This is a genomic window from Methylobacterium haplocladii (genome assembly GCF_007992175.1).
Classification (GTDB): domain Bacteria; phylum Pseudomonadota; class Alphaproteobacteria; order Rhizobiales; family Beijerinckiaceae; genus Methylobacterium; species Methylobacterium haplocladii.
The window spans coordinates 17718-42323 of record NZ_BJZT01000035.1 but is presented as its reverse complement, the minus strand read 5'-3'; the positions used below and the strand labels follow the sequence as shown (position 1 = coordinate 42323).

General features: G+C 68.2%; 26 protein-coding genes. 17 read left to right on the top strand and 9 right to left on the bottom strand.

Annotated features, from left to right (window positions below; all coding sequences use genetic code 11):
- Positions 1-50: 50 nt before the first annotated feature.
- On the bottom strand, positions 51-932 hold the full coding sequence (locus tag MHA02_RS15905) for a DMT family transporter (protein ID WP_147080388.1): 882 nt from the start codon (positions 930-932) through the stop codon (positions 51-53).
- Positions 933-1136: 204 nt separating this feature from the next.
- Here MHA02_RS15905 and MHA02_RS15900 point away from each other — a divergent pair, with 204 nt between their 5' ends.
- The 3 genes from MHA02_RS15900 (at position 1137) to MHA02_RS15890 (ending at position 4056) form a co-directional block, all read left to right on the top strand.
- Positions 1137-2030 carry a YihY/virulence factor BrkB family protein gene (locus MHA02_RS15900; RefSeq protein ID WP_238180218.1) on the top strand — a complete coding sequence of 298 codons (894 nt, stop codon included), beginning with the start codon at positions 1137-1139 and terminating at the stop codon, positions 2028-2030.
- A gap of 2 nt (positions 2031-2032) precedes the next feature.
- Entirely contained in the window at positions 2033-3613 is a 1581-nt protein-coding gene (locus tag MHA02_RS15895; protein WP_147080384.1) for a glycosyltransferase family 61 protein, read from the top strand.
- A gap of 218 nt (positions 3614-3831) precedes the next feature.
- Positions 3832-4056, top strand: coding sequence for a hypothetical protein (locus MHA02_RS15890; protein ID WP_170249305.1), 225 nt, complete (start codon positions 3832-3834; stop codon positions 4054-4056).
- Positions 4057-4422: 366 nt separating this feature from the next.
- Here the strand turns inward: MHA02_RS15890 and MHA02_RS15885 are convergent, their stop codons facing one another.
- Positions 4423-6210: a glucan ABC transporter ATP-binding protein/ permease gene (locus tag MHA02_RS15885; RefSeq protein WP_147080380.1), complete on the bottom strand. Its 1788-nt coding sequence runs from the start codon at positions 6208-6210 to the stop codon at positions 4423-4425.
- 258 nt (positions 6211-6468) lie between these two features.
- On the opposite strand from MHA02_RS15885, the gene MHA02_RS15880 reads away from it, so the two are divergent.
- Together MHA02_RS15880 and MHA02_RS15875 are read left to right on the top strand one after the other, a co-directional pair.
- Entirely contained in the window at positions 6469-7242 is a 774-nt protein-coding gene (locus MHA02_RS15880) for a motility protein A (RefSeq protein ID WP_147080378.1), read from the top strand.
- 118 nt (positions 7243-7360) lie between these two features.
- The gene (locus tag MHA02_RS15875) at positions 7361-8194 is read left to right on the top strand and encodes an OmpA/MotB family protein (RefSeq protein WP_147080376.1); all 834 of its coding nucleotides are present in this window, start codon (positions 7361-7363) and stop codon (positions 8192-8194) included.
- Between the two features lie 12 nt (positions 8195-8206).
- On the opposite strand, the gene MHA02_RS15870 is transcribed toward MHA02_RS15875, so the two are convergent.
- The 3 genes from MHA02_RS15870 to MHA02_RS15860 all read right to left on the bottom strand — a co-directional run bounded on the left by MHA02_RS15870 (position 8207) and on the right by MHA02_RS15860 (position 11030).
- On the bottom strand, positions 8207-8632 hold the full coding sequence (locus MHA02_RS15870; protein WP_147080505.1) for a CAP domain-containing protein: 426 nt from the start codon (positions 8630-8632) through the stop codon (positions 8207-8209).
- A gap of 197 nt (positions 8633-8829) precedes the next feature.
- Complete coding sequence (gene argF, locus MHA02_RS15865) at positions 8830-9786, bottom strand: ornithine carbamoyltransferase (RefSeq protein ID WP_147080374.1); 957 nt, start codon at positions 9784-9786, stop codon at positions 8830-8832.
- Positions 9787-9827: 41 nt separating this feature from the next.
- Positions 9828-11030 carry an aspartate aminotransferase family protein gene (locus MHA02_RS15860; protein WP_147080372.1) on the bottom strand — a complete coding sequence of 401 codons (1203 nt, stop codon included), beginning with the start codon at positions 11028-11030 and terminating at the stop codon, positions 9828-9830.
- Between the two features lie 215 nt (positions 11031-11245).
- Between MHA02_RS15860 and MHA02_RS15855 the strand changes: the two genes are divergently transcribed.
- Together MHA02_RS15855 and MHA02_RS15850 are read left to right on the top strand one after the other, a co-directional pair.
- A complete protein-coding gene (locus MHA02_RS15855; protein WP_147080370.1) occupies positions 11246-11719 on the top strand; it encodes a RidA family protein in 474 nt (157 codons plus the stop codon).
- A 2-nt stretch (positions 11720-11721) separates the two neighbouring features.
- On the top strand, positions 11722-12468 hold the full coding sequence (locus MHA02_RS15850; protein ID WP_147080368.1) for a glycerophosphodiester phosphodiesterase family protein: 747 nt from the start codon (positions 11722-11724) through the stop codon (positions 12466-12468).
- 72 nt (positions 12469-12540) lie between these two features.
- Here the strand turns inward: MHA02_RS15850 and MHA02_RS15845 are convergent, their stop codons facing one another.
- The 3 genes from MHA02_RS15845 to MHA02_RS15835 form a co-directional block, all read right to left on the bottom strand.
- Positions 12541-12981, bottom strand: a complete 441-nt coding sequence (locus MHA02_RS15845) for a phospholipase A2 family protein (protein ID WP_238180217.1) — start codon at positions 12979-12981, stop codon at positions 12541-12543.
- Positions 12982-13136: 155 nt separating this feature from the next.
- A complete protein-coding gene (locus MHA02_RS15840) occupies positions 13137-13874 on the bottom strand; it encodes an outer membrane protein (RefSeq protein WP_147080366.1) in 738 nt (245 codons plus the stop codon).
- Between the two features lie 163 nt (positions 13875-14037).
- Positions 14038-14226, bottom strand: coding sequence for a hypothetical protein (locus tag MHA02_RS15835; protein ID WP_147080365.1), 189 nt, complete (start codon positions 14224-14226; stop codon positions 14038-14040).
- Positions 14227-14692: 466 nt separating this feature from the next.
- Between MHA02_RS15835 and MHA02_RS15830 the strand changes: the two genes are divergently transcribed.
- The 6 genes from MHA02_RS15830 (at position 14693) to ybgC (ending at position 19429) form a co-directional block, all read left to right on the top strand.
- Positions 14693-15565 carry a DUF6502 family protein gene (locus MHA02_RS15830; protein ID WP_147080363.1) on the top strand — a complete coding sequence of 291 codons (873 nt, stop codon included), beginning with the start codon at positions 14693-14695 and terminating at the stop codon, positions 15563-15565.
- 11 nt (positions 15566-15576) lie between these two features.
- Complete coding sequence (locus MHA02_RS22385; protein WP_147080361.1) at positions 15577-16917, top strand: DUF5666 domain-containing protein; 1341 nt, start codon at positions 15577-15579, stop codon at positions 16915-16917.
- Between the two features lie 138 nt (positions 16918-17055).
- Positions 17056-17472, top strand: coding sequence for a CsbD family protein (locus tag MHA02_RS15820; protein WP_147080359.1), 417 nt, complete (start codon positions 17056-17058; stop codon positions 17470-17472).
- A gap of 502 nt (positions 17473-17974) precedes the next feature.
- A complete protein-coding gene (locus tag MHA02_RS15815; protein ID WP_147080358.1) occupies positions 17975-18517 on the top strand; it encodes a sigma-70 family RNA polymerase sigma factor in 543 nt (180 codons plus the stop codon).
- A gap of 43 nt (positions 18518-18560) precedes the next feature.
- Positions 18561-18854, top strand: coding sequence for a hypothetical protein (locus MHA02_RS15810; RefSeq protein ID WP_147080356.1), 294 nt, complete (start codon positions 18561-18563; stop codon positions 18852-18854).
- A 128-nt stretch (positions 18855-18982) separates the two neighbouring features.
- Positions 18983-19429, top strand: coding sequence for a tol-pal system-associated acyl-CoA thioesterase (ybgC, locus tag MHA02_RS15805; RefSeq protein ID WP_147080353.1), 447 nt, complete (start codon positions 18983-18985; stop codon positions 19427-19429).
- Here ybgC and MHA02_RS15800 read toward each other — a convergent pair.
- Positions 19426-20163, bottom strand: a complete 738-nt coding sequence (locus tag MHA02_RS15800) for a class I SAM-dependent methyltransferase (RefSeq protein WP_170249303.1) — start codon at positions 20161-20163, stop codon at positions 19426-19428. The genes ybgC and MHA02_RS15800 overlap by 4 nt on opposite strands.
- Positions 20164-20587: 424 nt before the next feature.
- Here MHA02_RS15800 and tolQ point away from each other — a divergent pair, with 424 nt between their 5' ends.
- From tolQ to tolB, 4 genes are all read left to right on the top strand, one after another.
- Entirely contained in the window at positions 20588-21304 is a 717-nt protein-coding gene (tolQ, locus tag MHA02_RS15795; RefSeq protein WP_147080349.1) for a protein TolQ, read from the top strand.
- A gap of 27 nt (positions 21305-21331) precedes the next feature.
- Positions 21332-21778: an ExbD/TolR family protein gene (locus MHA02_RS15790; protein WP_147080347.1), complete on the top strand. Its 447-nt coding sequence runs from the start codon at positions 21332-21334 to the stop codon at positions 21776-21778.
- 13 nt (positions 21779-21791) lie between these two features.
- The gene (gene tolA, locus MHA02_RS15785; protein WP_147080345.1) at positions 21792-23066 is read left to right on the top strand and encodes a cell envelope integrity protein TolA; all 1275 of its coding nucleotides are present in this window, start codon (positions 21792-21794) and stop codon (positions 23064-23066) included.
- A 155-nt stretch (positions 23067-23221) separates the two neighbouring features.
- A complete protein-coding gene (gene tolB / locus MHA02_RS15780; protein WP_147080343.1) occupies positions 23222-24547 on the top strand; it encodes a Tol-Pal system beta propeller repeat protein TolB in 1326 nt (441 codons plus the stop codon).
- The last annotated feature ends 59 nt before the right edge of the window (positions 24548-24606 follow it).

Sequence of the window (24606 nt, the reverse complement as noted above, 5' to 3'; positions counted from 1 at the left end):
GAGGTTTGTTGCCCGGCTGCGCCGCGATCCCAGCTGAATGCAAAATGCAGTCAGCCTCGGCTGGCCAACGCAACACCACCGGCCGCCACCGCCATGCCCGCGATCTGCACCGGGCTCAGCGCCTCACCGAAGAGGAGGTAGGCCATTACGGCGGAGACCGGCGGCACCAGGAAGAAGAGCGAGGCGACGCCCGCAACCGCCCCGCGCCGGATCAGCACCATCAGCAGCAGGATGCCGGCGACCGAGTTGCCGAACACGGACCACGCGAAGCCCAAGCCGAGCGGCCAGCCGGGATCGAAGCGCCATTCGCCGAACAGGGCTGCCAGCGGCACCATCAGCAGCGAGGCGCCGGTGAACTGGATCGTGGCATTGGCGAGCAGGTCGACACCGCCGCCCGTGCGCTTCTGCCACAGCGTTCCGAGGGTCATCGCGGCCATCGCGCCGAGACAGACGCCGAGCGCCACGGGCGGAATGCCCGAGGCGTCGACCGCGCCGAGCTTCGGCGCCAGCACCAGGGCCGCGCCGAAAAAGCCTGCGCCGATGCCGGCCCAGCGCCGGCCGCCGACATGCTCGCCGAGCATCGGTCCGGCGATGGCGGCGGTCAGCAGCGGCTGCAGGCTGCCGACGAGCGCGGCGATGCCGGCCGGCAGGCCGCGATGCACGGCCCAGAATACCCCGGCGATGTAGACGCCCTGCATCAGCACGCCGCCGATCGAGGCATCGCACCACGCGCGCCCCGAGGGCCAGCGTACATGCCGGACCCGAGCGATCGCGGCGAGCACAAGGGCGGTCGCCACGACGCGCAAGGCGACGAAGGCCAGCGGCTCGGCATGCGGCGCAACGAGCCGGGCGGTGACGAACCCGGTCGCCCAGATCACCACGAACAAGCTTGGGATCAGGGCGGCGTATAGCCCGGCGGAGGTCCTCGGCATGATCCGAGGCCTCCACCATGCCGGAAAGGGCGATGCAACCGCGAGGCCCGGCGGTCTGGCATGCGCGGGCTGTGACCGGGACGCCACCGCAGGCCGGCAAACGTAATGCCCCTCGCTGCCACGTTGACGGGCCGGTGCTCATTCCGCGTAAGTCGGCACAAAGCCCACCCACGGGCACCTGGACAGCACGAAGCCGCCCCCAACGTGAACCGCTTCCGCAAGAGCCTCGACGTCGCTGGCGTCGCCGCCCAGCGCTTCGTCGCCCATGACGGCTGGGCCATCGCCAGCCACATCGCGCTTTCGCTGCTGACCTCGCTGTTTCCGTTTCTGATCCTGCTCGCGGCGCTCGCCGGCCTGCTCGGCTCGAAATCGCTGGCGGACGATGCCGGCACGCTGCTCTTCGATGCCCTGCCGCGCGAGGTCGCCAATCCCATCGCCGGAGAGGTCCACCGCGTGCTCACCGAGCAGCGCGGCGGCGTGCTGACCCTCGGCGCCGTGCTGGCCCTCTACTTCTCCTCGTCAGGGGTCGAATCGCTACGCGTCGGCCTCAATCGCGCCTACGGCCGGCGCGAGATGCGATCGTGGTGGCTGACCCGGCTCGAATCGATCGGCTACGTGATCTGCGGCGCCTTCGCGATGCTCGCCTTCGCGCTGCTGGTGGTGCTCGGGCCGCTGCTCTGGCGGCAGGCGGTGTTCGTGGCGCCGGGACTCGAATCCCTTGGGCTCACCGTCACGATCGGGCGGATTGGCATCACGGCTCTGCTGATCGCCGTCGTGCTCGTCATCGCGCACAAGTTCGTCGCGGCCGGGCGGCGTCCGCTGCTCGCGGTGCTGCCGGGCATCGCGGTGACGCTGGTGCTTTGGTTCCTCGCCGGGCTCGGCTTCGGCTTCTATCTTGACCGCTTCTCGAACGCCTACGTCTCGACCTATGGCGGCCTCGCCACGGCGATGGTGTTCCTGGTGTTCCTCTACTGGCTCGCGGCGATGTTCCTGTTCGGCGGCGAGATCAACGGCACGGTCATCGCCGCCCGCCGCCAGCGCCTCCAGGCGCGAATGAAGGCGCGGCAGATCGAGGCAGCCGGCGCGCGGGCCGACTAGCCATGATGCTCGCGAAGTGCCCGATCCTGTGGGGCCAGTGCAACGTGGTCGAGGACGCGCTGCGCGTCGTGCGCCACCGGGACGTGTTTCTGCACCATTGGTCGATCTACGACCGCTCCGGTCGGATGATCGAGGACAGCGGGTTCTTCCGCGCCTTCCCGGACCACGCCAGCGTCGGCGGCCCGCTCGCGATCGAGCCGCCGGCCGCGTCATCCTGCATGCCGGGCGGCGACGTGTTCTGGCTCGGGCTGTTCCAGGTCCATTTCGGGCATTTTCTGGTGGGCACTCTAGCGCGGCTCTGGGCGCTGGCACAGCACGCGGACGGTGCCACCCGCATCGCCTATGTCGGGACCGACGATCCGGAGGCGCTGTTTCGGATCGACTACATCCGGCTCTGTCTGGAGGCACTCGGCGTGCGGCGCGAGCAGCTCGTGCGGGTCGAGGGACCGTTCCGGTTTCCGTCGCTGACCATCGCCGAACCGTCCTTCGTCGAGAACTTTTCCGCCTCGCCGGCCTATCACGCGATGATGCGGAGGATCGGCGACCATGTTCTCGGCGGGGCTGCCGCCGAGACTCCGCCGCAGGCCGATGTCTGGCTGTCGAAGGCGCTGATCGCCTCCGGCAACCGTACCATCGTCAACGAGATCGAGCTGACCGAGGCGCTCGCGCGCCACGGCGTCGCCACGGTACATCCCGAACGCCTCGGCTTCGCCGAACAGCTCCGGCTCTGGTCGCGTGCGCGCATCGCCATGGGTTTTGCCAGTTCCGCCTTCCACACGACGGCGTTCCGCGGCGGCCAGCAGCTCTGCACCCTCTCGAACAACCTCGCGGCGTCGAGCAACCAGGCCCTGATCGACCGGGTCTGCGGCAACCGGAGCCTGTTCCTGCACGTCATCGACGGGCTGCGGGAGGAGCCGGGCACTGTGGCGGGGTTCGCGGTGGCCATGGTCATCGCCGATCCGGCCTGGATGGCCGGCGAACTCGCCCGGATCGCCGATGCGTTCCGCGCGGGCCGGATCTCGCCGCAGGCCGCGGCGCGCGTTCCGAGGCCGCTTTGGCCGACGCGCTCGGGTCCGGCCGCGTTCGGCGAGGACATGGCGGGACAGGGCACGGTCAAGGCGCGGCGCGCCGACGGCCGGATCGTCCGCTGGCAGATCGGATGGGAGGCCGTTCGATCGGTCAATGCCATCACGGTGCGCGACCGGTCCGGCACCACCGAGCCCGGATCGTTCTCGATCGACGTCTCGGGCGACGCGGTCGATTGGGTTACGGTGTCGGGATCGGACGTCGTCGAGGCCCGGCCGGATGGCCCGGACGCGACGCTCTTCACGTACCGGACGGGCTGTCCCCTGCCGACGCGCTTCGTCCGGATCGATGTTCTGCCGGGGACCGAATTCGACGTCGGCGAGATCGCCGTGTTCGGGGAGCGGCTGGAGCCGGAAGTGGGGTTACCGGACACGCTGATGCACTCGGTCCTCGCCCTGCGCGCGACCGGAGGCCCGACCGCCCGGATCGTCCGCACGCTCTCGGGGGCACTGGCGCGGATCGGCGCGCTGGTGTTGCGGAGGCGGGCCGGACACTGATTTTACGATTGCATGCGGCTAAACTAATCGTTGTCCCGATACGATTACGCACGCCTCCAATCGTACATAAACGTACATTTGAGCACGCCAGGATCATCGAGCAGGAATGCCGTGAACTTTATGCGGATGTTCGCGGTTGATCAAACGGCGGCAATTGTGTGCGTCTCGCTGCGCACCGCTCAGATCGCTGAAATTCAGGGAAACGCTCAATGACCAAGATGATGTCGCGCGCCGGTCTCGGCGCAGTACTCGCGCTCGGCCTTTTGGCGGCTCCCGCCGCGTTTGCTGAGGAGAGCAAGAGTTCGGACGGAAAGACCTCCGGCTCCGCTGCTGGCACCACGCCGGAGCCGTCGAGCAAGGGCGGCGGATCGGCCGACAAGAACATGCAGGAGAACGCCGCCTCGGCTGACAAGGAAAAGCAGAAGGGTGCTTCCGGCAAGTAACGCCGCCAGAATACAGAGCTCGTTTTTGGCCCATCTTCGGTTTTGCAACCGGAGATGGGATTTTGCCTATCAGACAGCCGCCGTGGGCTCGAATTTATCTGGTGGCAGCACGAATTTCCGGAGAATTCACTCGCTCTCGCGGGTCTTCGACGGAACCCCAACCTGCTGCGGCGCTTTGACCCTACGCTCTATGTGACATCCCTCCGCCTGATCGGCCTGCTTTCCTTCCGGATGGCAGGCCTTTTTTTGCGTCGGCAATGTCGAGGTTGTCGGCGTGCGCTCATGCGGGGTCAGGTGTATCGGGACTGAACCACTGAAGCGTCCAGCCGCTTCGACTCCGGTCTCAGTCCGCACGTTTCGCAGCAGTCAGGCGGCGATGGCCACCGGCTCTTCGGCCATCGCATCCGCCTCAGCCGCCATGAACTGGGCGCGGGCGAGCTCCGTGAAACGGCCACCCTGGGCGACCAGCTCGTCGAACGTGCCGCTCTCGACGATCCGGCCTTCGTGAAAGACCATGATTCGGTCGGCGTTGCGGATCGTCGCGAGGCGGTGAGCGATCACGAAAGTGGTGCGGCCTTTCATAACCTCCTCCAGGGCACCCTGAAGCTTGCGCTCGGTGGAGGCGTCCAGCGCGCTGGTGGCCTCGTCGAGGATCAGCACCGGCGGGTTCTTGAGGAGCGCGCGGGCGATCGACAGGCGCTGGCGCTCGCCGCCGGAAAGCGAGCGGCCGCGCTCGCCGATAACCGTGTCGAGGCCGTCCATCTGCCGGGCCATGAACTCGCTGGCTTGGGCACGGTCGAGGGCGTCGAGCATCTCGGCGTCGGTGGCGTTCGGGCGGCCGACCTGGAGGTTCTCGCGGATGGAGCGGGCGAACAGCATCGGCTCCTGGAAGACCACGCCGATGTTGTGGCGCAGGCTGGTCAGGCCGATGTCGCGGATGTCGGTGTCGTCGATGCGGATCGCGCCAGCGCTCGGGTCGAAGCTACGGTGCAGCAGGCCGAGCGTCGTCGACTTCCCTGAACCCGTGGTGCCGACGAGCGCGATGGTCTGCCCCGGGGCGGCCGTGAAGGAGACGCCGGCAAGCGCCTTGCGGCGACCGTCGTACGAGAACTCGACGTCGTCGAAGCTGACCTCGCCCTCGAAGCGGGCGACCTGTACGGCATGCGGCCGGTCGCGCACCGTCGGCACGGTGTCGATGATCTCGAAGAACTCGCGGATTTTCGGAGCCTGCTGGAACAGGCCGTTGACGAAGGTCACGACGTGATCGAGGCGTGAAACCAGCATGGTGGCGAGGCTCATGAAGGCGACGACCTCGCCGACGGTGGCGGCGCCGTTCTGGTGCAGGAAGATGCCGGTGATGAAGATCGCGGTCATGGTCAGCGTCGCCGAGGCCTTGGTGGCGACGGCAGCGAGCGCCCACCACGACAGCACCGGGATCTGCGCCTTCAGAAGGTTCGAGATGATGCCGTGCATTGCCTCCTTCTCCGCCTTGGCGCGGGTGAAGGACTGGATCACGGCGACGTTGCCGATGGCATCCGAGGCGTGGGCGGCGAGGCCCGAATGAAACTCCTCGACCTTGCCCTGGAGCTGCTCGGTACGGCGCATCACGAACGACGTCAGCACCGTGAAGACGAGCACGAGCACGACGAGGATGGAGCCGAGCTGCCAGTTGATGAGCAGCGTCATCGGCAGCAGCACGCCGAGCGAGACCAGGGCGACGAAGTGATCGCGGAAGAAGCCGAGCCACAGCCATGACATGCCATTGGTGCCCTCCAGCATCGCCTTGAGCACGCGGCCGGAATGGTTGGCGGAATGGAAGGCGAGCGGCAGGTCGAGGACGTGCTCGAAATAGCCGGCCATGGTCGAGAGCCGGTTGCGATGGGCGAGGCGGTCGGAATGCAGGGCGATGGTGACGCCGGCGCCGATGGTGAAGATGCCAAAAGCGACCCAGGCCACGATCCACGGCACCATGGTCGTGAAGGCGTTGGAGCCCCGCGTCAGATGGGTCAGACCGTCGATGATGCGGCCCATGATCAACGGTTCGGCGAAGGCCGCCACCGCGAGCAGGACGTTCGCGCAGACGAGCCCGATCGCAAGGCGCTTGTCGGCGCCGAGAAGACCCATGACCCGCGCATAGAGCCGAATCATCGACATGGTGGACACAGCTCCCAACCCGCCCCGGAAAAACAAACCGGGCGAAAGCCGCGGTTGCCGTTTCCTCGTCCGAGTGCGAACCGGGCTCTGACGGCCCTTATCGCATCGTGACGAAGGGCTTATCGCAATTCGTGGCTGAACGCTGCATGACCCGCGGAATGATTGCCGCATGAGCTTTTACGGTTCGTTCAGTGTGATTTTTTAGACCTATGGCACTCCTCCGCCATTTGCGCAGGGCCAAGGGTCGAGCGTCGCGTGATGGATCTCGCGACCGGTGTCGGTCTACTAGGCGGTTTCGGCGTCGTCTTCACGCTGATCATGATCGATGGCGGCGATTTCGGCGCCTATTACGACAAGCACGCCTTCATCGTGATCTTCGGCGGCGCCACCATGGCGACGATGATGCGGTTCCCGTTCACGACGATCCTGCACGGATTGCCGATGGGCCTGCGCTTCGCGTTCACCATGCGCCCCGTGAAGCCGCGCGAGCTCATCGAAGAGATCACCAAGATTGCCGAGGTCGTGCGCAGGTCCGGCCCGATCGCGCTGGAATCGATGGAGATCTCCGACCCGTTCCTGGCCCAGGGCGCCCGCTATATCGCCGACGGCTACGACCGCGAATTCATCCGCGACACGATGGAGCGCGACCGCGACAACTTCCTGATGCATCTCGACGAGGGCTCGAAGATCTATCGCGCTTTCGGCGACTGCGCGCCGGCCTGGGGCATGATCGGCACCATCCTCGGCATGGTGACGATGTTCGCACACATGTCCGACCCCTCGAAGCTCGGGCCCGCCATGGCGACCGCGCTGCTCGCCACCCTCTACGGCGCGCTGATCGCGAACATGATCGCGCTGCCGATCGCCGACAAGCTCCACCTCAAACTGGAGGAAGAGGACGTCTCACGCTCGCTCATCATCGACGGCATCCTGCTGATCCGCGATCAGAAGAGCGCCACGCTCGTGCGCGAGATGCTCATCGCGTACCTGCCGCACAATTCCCGCGAGGACATGTCCGAGGCTGCGGCCTGAGCCCGCCGACCCGCCGCGCTATTAGCGTGGCGCAAGCGCGACCGCGCGTCGCCGCTCATGCGGCGGACCACCTCCGATCCGACAAGTCGGATCGGAGGTGAACGTAGAGGAGAGATCGGTGGCCAGGAAGAAGCGCGGCGGCGCGCATGGCGGTCACGGCTGGTTCGTGACCTTCGCCGATCTCATGGCGCTCCTGATGAGCTTCTTCGTGATGATCGCCGCCTATTCGACCCAGGACCAGAAGAAGATGCAGCTCGTCGCGGGCTCGATGCGCGACGCCTTCGGCGTGAACAAGGATTCGCGCTTCGCCGGCATCATCGAGGTCGACGGCCTGCCCACAGCCGACAAGGTGAAGAACAAGCGCGACATCCCACCGGAGCAGGCCTCCGACCACACCGCACCGCCGACGGTCGATCTCGACCTCGACGAGGGCATTCCCGACCACGGCTATCCGGAGGGCTTCGGGCTCGCCGCCGCCTCGCTGCGGCAGGCGATGCAGGACATGTCGGAGATCGCCGAACTCTCGAAGAACATCGTCGTCTCGCCGACGAAGCGCGGCCTCGACGTCTCGATCGTGGACCAGGACGGGCGCTCGATGTTCCCTGAGGGCTCGAACCGCCCGAACGAGCTGACCCGGCGCATCCTCGAAAAACTCGCGCCGACGCTCGCCAAGATGCCGAACCGCATCACCGTCACCGGCTACACCGCCAGCGAGAAGCCCGGCCGCAGGCCCCCTGCCCCGCCGTGGGAGCTGTCCGCCGGCCGCGCCATCAGCGTGCGCGACATCCTCGCGCAATCGGGCGTGCCCGACGACCGCTTCGCCTCCGTCACCGGCAAGGCCGACACCGAACCGATGTTTCCGGACAACCCATACCTCGCCGCCAACCGCCGCGTGACGGTGACGCTGCTGTCGGAAGCGCCGCCGACGCCGGCCGGCAAGGGCCTGCCGTAGGAAGCCGCCCGCCTACTTCGCGACGAGAAGCGCCCAGTACACCTTGTACTTCGAGCCCGGCGCGTAGGCGGTGGCGATGCCCATGCGGGTGGCGTCCGCGCTCAGCATCACGGCGTTGTGCGGAGGGCTGTCGCGCCAGCCCGAAAAGGCTTCGGCGAGCGTATGATAGCCGGCCGAGAGGTTGGCGCCGGGGGATGCGTAGCCGAGCCGACCGATCGCGGCGCTGACGGTGCGGCTCTGGCTCGGCTTGTCGGCGACGGCCATGGCGGCAGCCTCTGTCTCGGCGAGCCTCTGCAGATCCGCATCGACGGTGAGCGGAGCCTCGCCACGACCCTTGCGATAGGCCGAGATCATGTCGCGCGCTGCCGTCGTGTCGACCGCGGCGCTCGATGTGGTCAACGGGAGATACAGGCTGGGCAGCCCCGTGCTGGGCTGCATGTCGCCGGCGCAGCCGGTGAGCAGACCGGCCACGAGGCCGAGGCCGGCCGCGGTGGCGATGCGGCGCAAAGGGCAGCGCTCGGTCACGGGTCTTTCCACTCCAAGGACGAGAGGCCCGACATGGGACTTCGGCGTGGCCGTCTCAAGTGGCAGGCCGCACTCGGCCGTGGAGGACCGTTCTCGCCGGAACCGGTGGCTCAGGCGAGCCCCGGCGCCTCCAGGCACCAGGCGAGAATGCCCTTCTGCGCGTGCAGGCGGTTCTCGGCCTCGTCGAACACCACCGACTGCGGGCCGTCGATCACCTCGGCCGTGACCTCCTCGCCGCGATGCGCCGGCAGGCAGTGCATGAAGAGCGCGTCCTTTTTGGCGGCGTTCATCAGCCCCGCGTCGACCCGGTAGGGCGAGAGCAGGTTGTGGCGGTAATGCTCGTCGTCGTCGCCCATCGAGACCCAGCAGTCGGTCACGACGGCGTCGGCGCCCTCGACAGCAGCATAGGCGTCCGTGGTGGCGTTGACGCGGGCGCCCTCGCGCTTCGCCCAGTCTGCGAGCGCCGACGGCATCGCGAGTTCCGGCGGCGCGGCGACGTTCAGGGTGAAGTCGAAGCGTGCGGCCGCGTGGACCCAGCTCGCCAGCACGTTGTTGGCGTCGCCCGACCAAGCCACGGTGCGGCCCCGAATCGGGCCGCGATGCTCCTCGAAGGTCAGCACGTCGGCCATGATCTGGCAGGGATGCGAGACCTTGGTGAGCGCGTTGATGACGGGCACCTCGGCGTTCTGTGCGAGCTCCACCATCAGACCGTGATCGAGGATGCGGATCATGATCGCGTCGACGTAGCGCGAAAGCACGCGGGCGGTGTCGGCGACGGTCTCGCCGCGGCCGAGCTGCATCTCCTTGCCCGTCAGCATCAGGGTCTCGCCGCCGAGCTCGCGCATGGCGACGTCGAACGAGACGCGCGTGCGGGTCGAGGGCCGGTCGAAGACCATCGCCAGCATGCGCCCTTCGAGGGGCCGCTCATCCGCGCGCCGCCCCTTGCGGCGGACACTCTTGATGGCGGCGCTCGCATCGATGATGCGGCGCAGGTCGGCTCCAGAAAAATCCTTGAGGTCGAGGAAGTGGCGGACGTCCCGTCCCGCACCGTTTGCAATCGCGGCCATGGTCTCGTGCTTCGCTTGTCGTTCGTATTCTCAGGCGTCGGTCAGGCCGCTCCGCGGACCTGCGCTTCGAGGGTGCTCGCTGCGGCATCCAGGCGCTCGATGGCCTGAGCCACGTCGTCCTCCGTGATGATCAGCGGAGGCAGGAGTCGCACCACATTGTCGCCAGCCGGGATCACGAGCAGTTTCTGCGCGCGGGCGGCGGCGGCGAAATCGGTATTGAGTACATTGAGCTTGAGGCCGAGCATCAACCCCTGCCCTCGGATCTCGATGAAGACGCGGGGGTGACGATCGACGAGCGCCGCGAGCCGCTGCTTCAGGAGCAGCCCGGTCTGCTGGACCTGCTCCAGAAATCCGTCGGCGAGGATCACGTCGATCACGGCGTTCCCGACCGCCATCGCCAGCGGATTGCCGCCGAAGGTGGTGCCGTGCGTGCCGGCGGTGAGCCCGCGCGCGGCCTCCGCGGTTGCGAGACAGACGCCGAGCGGGAAGCCGCCGCCGATGCCCTTGGCCACCGTCATGATGTCGGGCGCGACGCCGGTCCATTCGTGCGCGAAGAATTTCCCGGTGCGGCCGACGCCCGTCTGGATCTCGTCGAAGATCAGGAGCAGGCCGTGCTCGTCGCAGATCGCGCGCAGGCGGCGCAGGACGTCGTTGTCGATGGAGCGGACGCCGCCCTCGCCCTGGATGGGCTCGATCATCAGCGCGGCCGTCTCTGGCCCGATCACGGCCGCGAGCGCGTCGAAGTCACCGGCCGGGACCTGATCGAACCCGTCGACCTTCGGTCCGAAGCCCTCGATGTACTTGGCCTGCCCGCCGGCGGCGATCGTCGCGAGGGTGCGGCCGTGGAAGGCGCCCTCGAAGGTGACGATCCGATAGCGTTCGGGATGGCCGCCGACCGCATGGTACTTGCGCGCCATCTTGATGGCGGCCTCGTTCGCCTCCGCGCCGGAATTGGCGAAGAAGGCGACGTCGGCGAAGGTGGAATCGACCAGCCGCCGGCCGAGCCGCTCGCCCTCGGGGATCTGAAACAGATTCGAGGTGTGCCAGATCTTCTGGGCCTGGGTGGTAAGGGCTTCCACGAGATGCGGATGTGCATGGCCGAGCGCATTCACGGCGATGCCGGCGCCGAAATCCAGGTATCGCTCACCGTTGTCGGCCACGAGCCACGCGCCCTCGCCGCGCTCGAAGGCGATCGGCGCGCGGGCGTAGGTCGGCACGAGGGCGGAGGTGGAAGCGGATGCCAAGGGGCTCTCCGTGACGAGGCCGCACAGGCGACCGTTCCAAAAGAAAGTGCCGCCTCGGGGACGGGCGGCACGCGGGCGATTACTATGACATGCGCTCCACGTGTCAATTGTGACAGCGTTGCCAAGGGGATTCAGAACACGGCTCCGCCTTGCGCGCCGGCCTCGGCCTGTGCTCAGAGCGCGGGCAACACGACAGTCCAATCGGAGACGCACGCATGAGTTCGGTCAAGGAACGCCTGGAAAAGCTCGGCATCACCCTGCCGAAGGCGGCGGCGCCGGTGGCGAACTACGTGCCGTTCGTGCGCGTCGGCAACCTCGTGGTGATCTCCGGCCAGATCTGCTTCGGCGCGGACGGCAAGCTCGCCGACGCGCACAAGGGCAAGCTCGGCGCGGAGATCTCGAACGAAGCGGGCATCGCAGCGGCGCGGCTCTGCGCACTCAACGTGCTGGCGCAGGTCGAAGCGGCGGTGGGCGATCTCGACCACGGCGTCGTGCAATGCGTGCGGCTCGGCGGCTTCATCAACGCCGTGCCGAGCTTTGCCGGCCTCGCCCCCGTCATGAACGGCGCCTCGGACCTGATGGTCGAGGTTCTGGGCGACCGCGGCCGCCACGCCAGGTCCACAGTCGGCGTCGCCGAGCTGCCGCTCGACGCGGCCGTCGAGGTCGAAGCGATGTTCGAGGTCCGCTGAGAATGTCCGCGCCCGGCTGGCTGACGGCCCAGCCGATCGCCCATCGCGGGCTGCACGATCGGGCCGCCGGCATTCCGGAAAACACGATCGCGGCGGCGGAGGCCGCGATCGCCGCCGGCTACGCCATCGAGTGCGACGTGCAACCGAGCGTCGACGGCGAGGCCATGGTGTTCCACGACGAGGCTTTGGGCCGGTTGACGACGTCGAGCGAGCCGACGGCCTCGCGGAACGCCGCCGACCTGTCGGCGCTCGCGGTCGCGGGCACGCAGCAGCACATCCCGACGTTGCCGGCGTTTCTGGAGGTCATCGCCTGCCGAACGCCGCTGATCATCGAGGTGAAGACGCAATTCGACGAGGACCCACGCCTCGCCCGTCGCGTGGCCGAGGTGATCGCCGGCTATGCGGGACCCGTCGCGTTGAAGTCGTTCGATCCGCGTATCGTCGGCTCTTTGGCCGAACTGGCGAAGGGCGTGCCGCGCGGCATCGTCGCCGAGCGAAGCCAGGAGGATCCATCCTACGCCCGGCTGACGCGCACCCAGCGCTTCGGCCTCGCGAACCTGCTTCACCTGCACCAGAGCCGGCCGGACTTCGTGTCCTGGCGCGTGGACGATCTGCCCGGCGGCGTGCCGTATCTCTGCCGGCAGCTCGGGCGCATGCCCGTGATGACGTGGACGGTGCGGACGGACGACCAGCGGAAGATTGCCGCGGCACATGCTGACCAGATGGTGTTCGAGGGCTTTCGGCCGTGAATTGAAGCCGGGACGCCCGGCTTCAACCGACTGGCGCCGGCCGAGCAAAGCCGGCCGCGCGCCGATCGAAAATCAGCGACAGGCCAGGACCTTGGCACCTTCGGCGACGAATTCCGCAGCGGCACGCTGCTCGACGTCGATGCGTGGACTGCGGGCGACGCGGGCGGCTTCCTGGGCGAGGCGGGCATTGCAGCCGCAAGAGGGCAAGCCCGTGCCGACGGCGGGCGAGCAGGCGTCGTGGTGCATGCAGGCTTCGTCGAGGGCATCGACGGGCGGACGGCCGACGCCGCGGCTGCCGGGGCCGCAGTAATTGCCGTGGAAGACGAGATCGCCTTTGGTGTCCGGCTGATCGTCGGACGGGTCGCCGACGTCCGGCGTGTCGATGTTCGGGATCTCGATCCGGGGCAGGCCCTGACCAAGCGCCGGGAGGGCCGCCGTGCCGGCGAATGCCGACGCGACGGCGAGCGCCAGAGCGAAGCGCCGGGTCGCGCTGCGGAAGGGAGTATAGGCCACGTCGTTCTCCTCGATCGAAAGGGACACTGCGCCGCCTGCGATCGTCTTAGACGTCGGCAGACAGGCAGAGGTCGTCCGGTCTCGAACGATCAGAACGGGAACGCTCCCGCCCCGGTTCCCCGCGACGGGATTCCTGTCCTGCGCGGGGATCGCTTTCAGAAGCGGTAGTTGAGCCCGGCGCGGGCGATGCCGAAACCGGAATCGGAGCGTCCGGTGCCGTAATAGGCCGGCGTCGCGGTGTCGTAGTAGGTGGTGCCCGCGGTGCCCTTGCCGAGGTTGACGTAGAGGCCTTCCAGCTTGACCGAGACGTGATCGGTCAGCGCGTATTCGACGCCGCCGCCGACCGCGTAGCCGATGCGCGACGTGTCCGGCAGCGTGTAGGGATAGGCGGACGCATTCGATGACGTGCGGCCCCCGCCATAGGCGAGGCCGCCGGTCCCGTAGACCAGCCAGCGATCGAAGGCGTAGCCGGCACGACCGCGCACGGTGCCGAAGTAATCGAGTGAGGGCGAGACGTTGTAATAGGGTGTCGTCCCGATCAGGGCCGTGCCGCCGCCTGAAAAACCGGCGCCCTGGATGTCCGTCTCCAGGCCGACGACGAAGCCGGAGCCCTGTGTGAACTGGTAGTTGTATCCAGCCTGCGCACCACCGACGATCCCGCCGCCGCTGCCGCCTCCCGTGACCGTTCCGTAGGTGGCATCGGTGAAGGTCGAGGAGCCGGACCGGAAACCGTAACCGGCGTTCACACCCACGTAGAATCCGGTCCAGGTGAAAGCGGGCGGGATCGGCACGGGTGGCGGGGCAGCGGCACGGCGCGGCAGGTCGGCGGCCTGGGCGGAGGCGGCCGCGAGGGTACCGGCGCACAGGGCAGCGGCGAGCAGACGTCTGGTCATGGTGATTTTTCTCGTGACTTCGACCGGTCGCTGGGACCTGGGCCGGATGGGTGCGTTACCGTTTGAAATCCGGTCGGTTGCTTCGCAATGCGGATTTCAGCTTCGCTCGAATGCCGCACGGGCTTGCCGATACGCTTTCCGGATGAGTCATCCGGAAAGCGTATCAGAGCGCCAGAAGCATCAGTCCGACGACGGAAGCGGCGACGATCAGGCAGAGGGCGAAGTCGATGATCCGCTCGCCGCCGCAGGGATCGTGGTCGTCGGTGGGGGGCTTCACCGCGTTCCAGGGAGCGTCGTCGCTAACGCCGAAGAGCGAACCCGAACGGGCGGGCCGAAAGATCAGCGTGCTCATTGCAGGCTCAAGCTCTGCGTGAACTTGGCCGGTATCAGCATTGCCTGACGTGCCGGGGCTGCTGTCGCCCGCGGAACCTTCGGGAACTTCGCCGCCGTCCCGGTCCGAGGGGGGTCGAGCGGGACGGCGGCGACTTGCGTCGCCCGGGGGCACCATCGTGGAACCGATCGGCGATTGCGCACCCGAGGACGGGCAAGGACAGGGCGGCCAGGAAAACCAAGCCGCGAGCGAGGGGTCGAAGCGAGGCACCTGCGAAAGCTCCGGGGGCGTGCGGCAAGCGCAACGGCTCGGTGTCGGGCAGAAGGATCGCTCTGAGTTCGACCATGATGCGAAGTCCGCAGTGACGTGATGACCTCCGAAAATTACGTGTGCATTTTTCCCACGTCAATCGGGAACGCGGCGCTGTGGGTGCCGAAACGCACGTCGTGGGATTGTATCCCACATGAGGCGAGATAAGGTCGCGCCCATGTCCGACACGAACGACAGGCCCGAGACGACCGACGCCGCCTCTCCTCAGGCCGCGAGCCTGCACGCGCCGGTGGCCCGCCTGCTGCGGCCGCTCGTGCGCCTCTTCGTGGCACGCGGCATCACCTTTCCGGCCCTCACCAACCTGCTGCGCGAGCTCTACGTCAACGTAGCCGAATACGACTTCGCTCTTGCCGGGAAGGAGCAGACGGACAGCCGCGTGAGCCTGCTGACGGGCATCCACCGCAAGGAAGTCCGGCGCCTGCGTGGCGCGGGCGCGCCGGTGAGCCAGGTGCCGGGCGTGGTCTCGCGCACCAGCCGGATCATCGCCCGCTGGGTCGCCGCCCCGGAATTCACGGACGGCCAGGGACGACCGCTGCCGCTGCCGCGCGTCGCCGAGGAGGACGGACCGTCCTTCGAGGCGCTGGTCGCCGGCGTGACGCGGGACGTCCGCCCGCGCGCCGTGCTCGACGAATGGCTCGACCGCGGTCTCGTCGTGCTCGACGACCAGGGCCGCGTCGTGCTGCTCGAAGGGGCGTATCTTCCGCGCGGCGGCAGCGAACCGCAGCTCTACTATTTCGGTCGCAACCTGCACGACCACGTCGCGGCTGCCGTCGAGAACATCATGGGCGAGGCGCCGCGCTTCCTGGAGCGGGCCGTGCATTATGACGGTCTCTCGCAGCCACTCGCCGAACGTCTGGAGGCGCGAGCCCGCGAGATCGCGATGGATGCCTTGCGGCAGGCCAACGCCGAGGCGCACGAGGCCTGCATCGACGATCCCGGCGGGGCGCATCGCTGGAATTTCGGCATCTACGTGTTTCGCGAGGAGACCTCACCCGCGAGCACGCCCCCGGCCACCGCTGCGAACGCTTGAGGAGACGCGCCTTGAGCGAGGCTTTCTCTCCCCGGCGACGCCGCTTTCTCGGCCTGCTCGGTGGCCTGCCGCTGCTGCTCGCCTCCGTGCGCCGGCCGTACGCCCAGCCGGTCGAGCCGAGCGACCGCGGCATCGGCGGCACCGGCGCTCGCGCGCCCGAGGACGAGACGCCCGGCGGCGACCACGGCATCGGCGGGACGGGCGTGATCGGCACGATCCGCCGTTTCGGCTCCATCGTGGTCAACGATCTGCGCATCACTTATCCAAACACCGTCGCGGTTCACATCGACGGCGCGCCGGCCCGGGTCTCGGACCTCAAGATCGGCCATGTCGTGCGCGTGGTCGCGCAGGGCATGGAGGGCGCGCTCACGACACGGCGCATCGACGTGACGAGCGAGGTGGTCGGACCGGTCGAGAGCGTCGCCAAAGGCCGCATGACCGTGCTCGGCCAGAGCGTGCGGACCGCGACGGCCCAAGGCGCCGGCGCCTTCGCGGTTGGTGACCGTGTCGCCGTCAGCGGCCTGCGCCGAGGCGACGGTAGCATCGTCGCGAGCCTGATCGAGGCGCGACCCGACGGTCCGGCCCGCGTCGCGGGTCCCGTAACGAGGGGCGCCGACGGCGTGCCGGCGATCGGCGGCCTCAAGCTCGACGGGCTGGCCAAGGCCCTCGTCGGCCGCCGCGCTTCGGTGGAGGGACAGGCTGGCGGCACGGCCCTGACAGTGTCTTCGGCGCGCGACGTCAGCCGGCCGTTCCCGGCCGGGCTCGGGCGCGCCTCGATCGAAGGTTTCGTCGTGCGCCAGGGCGAGACCCTGCGGCTCGGCTCGGGCCTGTGGCTGGCGAACACGACGGGCATCGCCGTCGCAAGCGGATCGCGGGCCGTGCTGACCACCGGCGTCGGGGCCGACGGGCGCCTCACCGTCGATTCGATGCGCGTCGAGGGGCACGGCGGAACGGGCAGTCCCGGAGGCCAGGGTCCGGGCGGCGGCGGGCCGAACGGCATGGAACCTGGAGGCAGAGGAGCCGGTGGCGGACCCGGCGGTCGCGGCGGCGGCGGGTTCGGACCCGGTGGCCAGGGCCGAGGCGGCGGTCCCGACAGGGCGATACCGGGCGGCGACGGCGGCTATCGGATCGACACGCGGCCGATGCCGGGCGGCGGCCCGTCCGGCGGGTTCGGCGGCGCTCCCGGACCCGGTGGCATGGGGCCGGGGGGAGCAGGTCGCGGCGGGATCGGTCCGTCGGGACCGGGCGGCCCCGGCGGAATGCCGGGTTTCGGCGGCGGTCCCGGCTTCGGCGGGGGTGGCGGCGGGTTCGGTGGAGGGGGTGGCGGGTTCGGAGGGGGCGGGGGACGCTGAGCCTATCCGTTCACGCTCCGTCCGAGAAATTCGGCGCAACGCGGGACACATTCGGCCCTCAGGCGTTCTGTGATCGATCCACCCGCCGCGCGGTACCTCGCGCCGGGCGGAAGACGGACGGTTTCGAGGAGCACGGATATGGTGGACACGGATCGCGTCATCGGCGGCGCCAAAGACCTCGGCGGCAAGGTCCAGGGCGCGGTTGGCGATGCCCTCGGCACGTCGCGCGAGTCAGTTGAGGGCCGCTACCGGGAGGCGGAGGGCAAGGCCCAGCAAGCCTACGGACAGGCCAAGGACAAGGCCCGCGACGTGGCGGAGGATGTCGGCGACTACGTCGGCGACGCTTACGAGCGCGGCAGCGACTATGCGCGGGACGCCTATGACCGCGGCAGCGACTACGCCCGCGACGCCTACGATCGCGGCGGCGAGTACGTCCGCGACGGTCATCGCGCCGTGACGTCGCGCGTCGAAGAGAATCCGATGGTGGCGCTGCTCATCGCCGGCGCCGTCGGCTACGGCCTCGCGCTGCTCCTGCACAGCAGCAACCGCCGCTGATCACCGGCGAGACATCCCGCCGACCGGAAACGGCGGCGGGGTTCTTTCTTGGACGCTCCAGAACGCAGGCACGCATGGGTCGTTCATCCAACGATTGAATAGCGGCGGCCCCAGCAGCTTCAGTCGCCCTACAAGCGCCCCGAGCGCCACACGGCCGGCGATTACCGGCACATAGAGCCGCACGGGGCTGAGCATCGGGGCGGCAAGGTCTACTACCGCCCGACCATGCCCAACGGATGCCGACCAAAGTATCAAACTGCCTAGATCGAAGTTGGAATAAGTATAAACTCGGAGTTTTCGGCGAAGTGTCTGTCATGCTCTGATGGCCCGCCCGTATTGAACGCGATTTTCTCTGCTGCTAGACCACGGTTATCGGCCGGGCTCGGCAACCAAGCTGCTGTGCGCGTGTTGCTCCCGGGATATCGGTCCCGGCGGATGCGTATTCAGGCATACCGGGTTCCGATCGCAGAGGCGCTCGCCCACGGGCGGACCAGTACGGACCATGCAGGACGCTTTCCCGCGACAGGATCTGCTCGACATCCTGCTCGCCGACCGCAAGCGGCTCGTGGAGGTGGCGCATCGCATCCTCAAATGCCGCGCCCGCGCGGAGGACGTGGTGCAGGAGGCCGCCCTGCGGATCTGGCAGGGCGGTCCCGAGACGGGGTTGCACAGCCCCAAGGGCTACGTCCGCCGCATGATCCGCAACCTCGCCATCGACACCGTGCGGCAGGTCGGCCTGGAATGCCGGCTGCTCGCGCCGATGGCCGATGCCGACGAGACCGCAAGCCCCTGCGCCTGCCCGCAGCAGCGCATGGAGGCCTGCCAGGCGCTCAAGGCCGTGTTCGCGGCACTGGACACGGCGCCCGCCCGCACCCGCCGCGCCATCCTCGCTCATCGCCTCGACGGCGTGCCGCAGAAAACCATCGCCGCCGAAAATGGCGTCTCGCCGACGCTCGTCAACTTCATGATCCGCGACGCCACCGCGCTCTGCCGCAAGGCGCTCGACGACGAGGCCGAGAAGGCGCCGGCCGCGGTGGCGGCTTGAGGCTCCGCCGAGTTCGCAGGGAGCGGCCGGAGACAGCACCGGAATGCCGATATCCGAGACCGACATCGTACTCGCCGATCCGGCGGCGCTCGCCGCGCGACTGATCCACCATCTCGTCGAGCACGAGGTCGCGTTCGAGACGCGCGGCGGCGGCACGGTGGCCGATCTCGGCCGGGGCAACGGCAGGCTGATGGTGCCGGCGCGCATAGGCCATCGCGCTGCCGCCCGCATGAGAAAGGCAGAACAGCCGCACCGGGCCGTGGTCCCGCTGAACCATGGCCACGGGCGGGGGAACGGTCTCAGCCGACGCTTACTCGGAAAACGTCACGGCGGGTGAACGACGCCGTCGGAGACTGCGCTGGCGCCCCACGGCCGCCTTTGCCTCGCCGGCATCGGATGCTAGCCGTTCGCCCTTTCTAGAGGCCGTATCACGAACGCTTGGGATCACATGTGGGCGAGGAGAACATGACGGCGGCCACGCTCGGTGGAACCCTTGGTGACGGCGTCCACCGTTTGCCGCTGCGGGTCTACTACGAAGACACCGACTTTTCCGGCTTCGTCTATCATGCGAGCTACCTGCGCTTCATGGAGCGCGGGCGGACGGAGCTGCTGCGCTCCCTAGCCGGCGATCAGTCGGATCTGCACCGGGACGCGCGCGGCCTCGTCTTCGTCGTGCGAAAGATGACCCTGGACTTCCTCAAGGCCGCCCGCATGGACGATCTGCTCGACGTGCTCACCTGGTCGAGCGAGCTGCGCGGGGCCTCGATGCACCTGTCGCAGGAAGTCAGGCGGGATGGCCAGACGCTGACGCGGGCCGACGTTGTCGTCGCCTGCGTGCGCGACGGCCGCGCGATCCGACTGCCCGACTCGATCAGGCGCTCGCTGACCCGCGCGATTTCCGAGCCGGGCTAACCGGCCTTGCGACACACGATGAGCGCGCCCGCGAAGAATGGGTCGGGCTCGGTCGGCAGCAGGGTCACCGAAGCCATGCCGCGGGCAAACAGCGCCTCGGTGATCTCGTTCACCGGATAGAGGTTCATCTGCATGCCGCCGTCGTGAGCGGGGCGCCCGCGGAGCAGGTTCCAGGCGGTCTGCACAAGGGGCACTCGGTCGCGCAACCTGCGGACGAAATGCCAGCCACGTGAGCGGCGGCTCATGATCGGCACGTCGAGGGCCAGTATGCCGCCGGGCGCGAGCCGGTCCGCGATGCCGAGGATCACGTCGCGGCCACGCTGCGGGTCGATGTGCTGGAGCACGATCAGGCTCAGCGCGAAGTCGATCGGCTGCGCAACCTCGTCGACGCGGTTGCAGAGGGTGAGGTTGGACGCGCCCTGTGCCGTCGCGTTGCTCTGCAGTTCCCGCAGCATGCCGGGCGAGACGTCGATCGAGGAGACGCGTTCGAAGCGTCGGCCGAGGGGTAGGCTGAGGCGGCCGACGCCCGCGCCGAAATCCACGGCATGGCCGCGCCGCACCGGCCCGACGGCCGCCTCGACCTGAGCCAACACCCGCGCCACCGAGCGCTCACCGGAGGCGAAGAAGGCGTCCTTGTTCGCCGCGATGTTGTCTTTCCGGTAGGCGTCGAGGGTGAGCACGCCGTAATACGGGTCGCTCTCGCCGTAGCGTTGCCAGATAGCGTCGGACGACATCATGCACTCCTGTCGCCGACGACTGAACAGCGTTTCGGTTGCAAGTGCACGCGCAATCGAGCCTGACGGCCGCGGAAGTTGAGGACGCGGTTAAAGCCGAGGGCCGAGCCGGCCTGTCCCACCCCCTCCTCCGTCTTGGCATGCTCTCCGCATCGGTCGCGCCGCACGATCCGAAGGTCTGCGTGAACACCGTGCAACCGCATGACGGCCCAGATCGACAACCATTCCTTAACCCTGACGCGCGCCTAACAGGCTTCGCGAAACCGTCGCGCGTGTCATGCGGTGTCCGGGCAAGCTCGGCCCTTACTTTCGACAGATTCGCGAGCGATCTCCTTTGATATCGCTCAAGGATCTGGCGAAGACGCGGGACCCGACCGGGACGCCGCCACCGTCGCTGTGCCTTGGGGCTCTTGGGATCCGACCGATGAATCCAGCCGATGCCATGCAGGCTGCACCTGCCATCGACATGAGCCTGTTCGGCCTGTTCTGGCAGGCCCACTTCGTCGTCAAGATCGTGATGGTGGGTCTGCTCGGCGCCTCGATCTGGTGCTGGTCGATCATCGTCGACAAGACGCTACTGTTCCGCCGCACCGATGCCGAGATGGACGCCTTCGAAGAGGCGTTTTGGTCCGGCCGCTCGCTGGAAGAACTCTATCGCTCCTATAACGACCGGCCGGCCAAGGGTCTCGCCGCGGTCTTCGTCGCCGCCATGCGCGAGTGGAAGCGCTCTTTCGAGGGTTCGGGCCGGCAGGTCCAGTCGCTCAGCCAGCGCATCGAGAAGCAGCTCGACGTCACCATCCAGCGCGAGGTCGAGAAGCTCGAATCACGCCTGCTCTTCCTCGCCTCGATCGGCTCGGCCGGCCCGTATATCGGCCTGTTCGGCACGGTCTGGGGCATCATGACCGCCTTCACCTCGATCGCGGCCTCGAAGAACACCTCGCTCGCCGTCGTGGCGCCGGGCATCGCCGAGGCTTTGTTCGCCACCGCCATCGGCCTGTTCGCGGCGATCCCCGCGGTGCTCGCCTACAACAAGCTGCAGGCCTCGGTGGCGAAGTCGCAGTCGCGGCTCGAGGGCTTCGCCGACGAGTTCTCCGCCATCCTCTCCCGCCAGATCGACGAGCGCCTCTCGCTCGCCGCCTGACGTCACCGCAGTAGCAGGAACAGCCTGATGGGCATGAGCCACGGTGCGGGTGGTGGGGGCAAGCGGCGCCGGCGCGGCAAGCGCGGGCCCGGCCCCATCAACGAGATCAACATGACGCCGTTCATCGACGTCGTCCTGGTACTGCTGATCGTGTTCATGGTCGCCGCGCCGATGATGACGGTGGGCGTGCCCCTCGACCTGCCGCAATCGAAGGCGAGCCCGCTGAACTCCGACGTCAAGCCGATCACGCTGTCGGTGCGTCAATCCGGCCAGATCTTCCTCGGCGAGACCGAGCTGCGGGACGACGACATCGTGCCCCAGCTCATGGAGACCGCGAAGACCGGCACCGAGGAGCGTGTCTTCGTGCGCGGCGACAAGCGCGTGGAGTACGGCCGCATCGCTCAGGTGATGGCGATCGTCACCGGCGGCGGCTTCAAGAAGGTGGCGCTCGTCACCGAGCCGGAACAGAACTGAGGGGCGCGGACAGGTGCGCTTCCCCAAGCCTTCCTTCGACCGCAGCGAGCCCGGAGTCTGGGTCTCCGCCGGCACGCATGTGGCGTTGCTGGCGTTGGCGCTGTTCGCGGTGGCCGCGCCGGCCCTACCGAACGCCGACGAGGGCGTGCCGGTCGAGGTGCTGACCGAGCAGCAATTCTCGGAATTGACCCGCGGCGAGCGCAACGCCGAGAAGCCGCAGGAAAAGCCGAACAAGGCCGACCGCGTCTCCGAGAAGGTCGAGGATCGCGAGCCCGAGAACGCCAAGGTCGACAAGCCGGCGCCGCCGACGCGCCCTGCCGAGATGAAGGTCGCCTCCGTCGACGAGATTCCGCTGCGCGCCGAGCTCTCCGAGACCGTCAAGGAAGAGGCCGCCGCCGCAGCCGCCAAGGCAGCCGAGGCCAAGGCGGAGAAGGCTGCCGAAGTGAAGGCCGCGAAGGCTGCTGAAGCCGCCGCGAAGGCTGAGAAGGCCGAGGCCGCCAAGCGCGACGAGCTCCAGAAACTCGTCGAGCGCGAGGAAGCCGAGGCGGTCGCCAAGGAAGCTGCCGCGAAGGAGGCTGCCGCCAAGGCAAAAGCCGAGGCCAAGGCGAAGGCCGACGCGAAAGCCAAGGCCGAGGCGAAGGCGGAAGCCGAGGCGGAAGCGAAGGCCGAGGCCCAGCAGAAGCTTGCGGAAGCCAAAGCCAAGGCTGAGGCGGACGCGAAGGCCAAAGCCGATGCGGTCGCCAAGGCAAGGGCCGAAGCGGCAGCAAAGGCCAAGGTGAAGGCCATGGCCGAGGCGAAGGCCAAGGCGGATGCCGAAGCCAAGGCCCGCAAGCAGGCCGAGATGGCCGACAAGTTCAATGCCGGCGACATCAAGGAGCTGCTGGCCAACAAGGCGCCCTCGCAATCCACCGGCGCCACCGGCCGCGAGGTCCAGCGCACGGCCTCCCTCGGCACCACGACCGGCAACGCCCAGAAGCTGTCGCCGAGCTTGCGTGACGCCCTCGTCGGCATGCTGCAGCAGCAGATCGAGCGCTGCTACTCGGCGCCTCCGGGTGCGGCCCAGGGCGTGATCCTGCCGATGCTCGACATCAAGCTGAACGCGGACGGATCGCTCACCTCCGAACCGCGGATCCTGCGCTCGGGCCAGAACGCGGTAGACCAGTCGATCGCCCAGGCCGCGCTGCGCGCCGTGCGCCGCTGCGCGCCCTACAAGATTCCGTCGCAATACGCGCCGTATTACAACGACTGGAAAGCCATCAACGCCGAGTTCGAGTTCTCGCGGGTGTGACTCTCCCCTCCCCCTTGCGGGGAGGGGCAGGGGGTGGGGGTGGTTCCGCCTGACTCCGTCGGCGAGTCGGCACGACCCCCACCTCCAACTCCTCCCCGCAAGGGGGAGGAGAGACGGCGGCTCCACCCGGACCCTCTCCCTATCCGGAAGCGATCATGACGCAGCAATTCCTCACCCGGCGCACCCTCGCCGCAGCCTTCACCGCGCTCGCGCTGACATTCAGTGCCGCGGCGCCCGCACAGGCCCAGCTCCAGCTGCGCATCGGCGGCGGCGCGTTCCAGCCGCTGCCGATCGCCATCGTCGACTTCGCGGGCGATCCGAGCCTCGGCACGCTGATGTCGAGCGTCGTGACGAACAACCTGCGCCGCTCGGGCTATTTCTCACCGTTGGAGAAGACCCGCTTCCCCGAGAACCCGAGCTTCGACGCCGCACCGAACTTCGAGAAGTGGCGCGGCACCGGCATCCAGGCCCTCGTCACAGGTCGCGTCGGCCGTGACGCCGGCGGCAAGCTCAAGGTCGAGTTCCGGCTCTGGGACGTCACCTCGGGCCAGCAGGTCACCGGGCAGCAATACGGCACCGATCCGGGCAATGCGCGTCGCGCCGGCCACCTGATCTCGGACGTGGTCTACACCAAGATCACCGGCATCGGCGGCTACTTCGACAGCCGCGTCGCCTTCGTCGACGAGTCCGGCCCGAAGGAGCGCCGTCGCAAGCGCCTGATGGTCATGGACCAGGACGGCGCCAACGTGCGCGCGCTGACCTCCGGAGACGTCTCGGTGGTGGCGCCGCGGTACTCGCCGGCCGGCCAGGACATCGCCTTCATGACCCAGGCCTCCGGCCAGCAGCCGAAGGTCCAGATGATCGACCTCGAGAGCGGCACCCGCCAGACGGTGGGCAGTTTCGATTCGATGAGCACCAGCCCGCGCTTCTCGCCGGACGGGCGCCGCCTCGTGATGAGCGTTCAGCAGGGCGGCAACGCCGACATCGTCACCGTTGACATCGCCTCGAAGGCCCAGCACCCGGTCACCCAGGGACTCGCCATCGACACCTCGCCGACCTACTCGCCCGACGGCGGTCAGATCGTGTTCGAATCGGACCGCGGCGGCTCGCAGCAGATCTACGTGATGGGGGCCGACGGCTCGAACGCCCACCGCATCTCGTTCGGCGAAGGCTCGGCCTCCCAGCCGGCGTGGTCCCCCAAGGGCGACCTCATCGCCTTCACCCGCCAGCGCAAGGGCGGCTTCGCCATCTGCGTGATGAAGCCCGACGGCTCCGGCGAGCGCGTGCTGACCGAGGGCTTTCACAACGAGGGCCCGACCTTCGCGCCGAACGGCCAGTACGTGATGTTTTTTCGCGATCCCGGCGGCCAGGGTGGGGGTAAGCTCTACATGGTCGACATCACCGGAAAGGTTGAGAACCCGGTTCCGACGCCGTCGTTCGCGTCCGACCCGACGTGGTCGCCGTTGCTGGCGGGGCGGTAGGCCAAGACGCGGCGCGCACGACGCCAACGTCGAAAAGTACCAATTTCAGGTACATTATG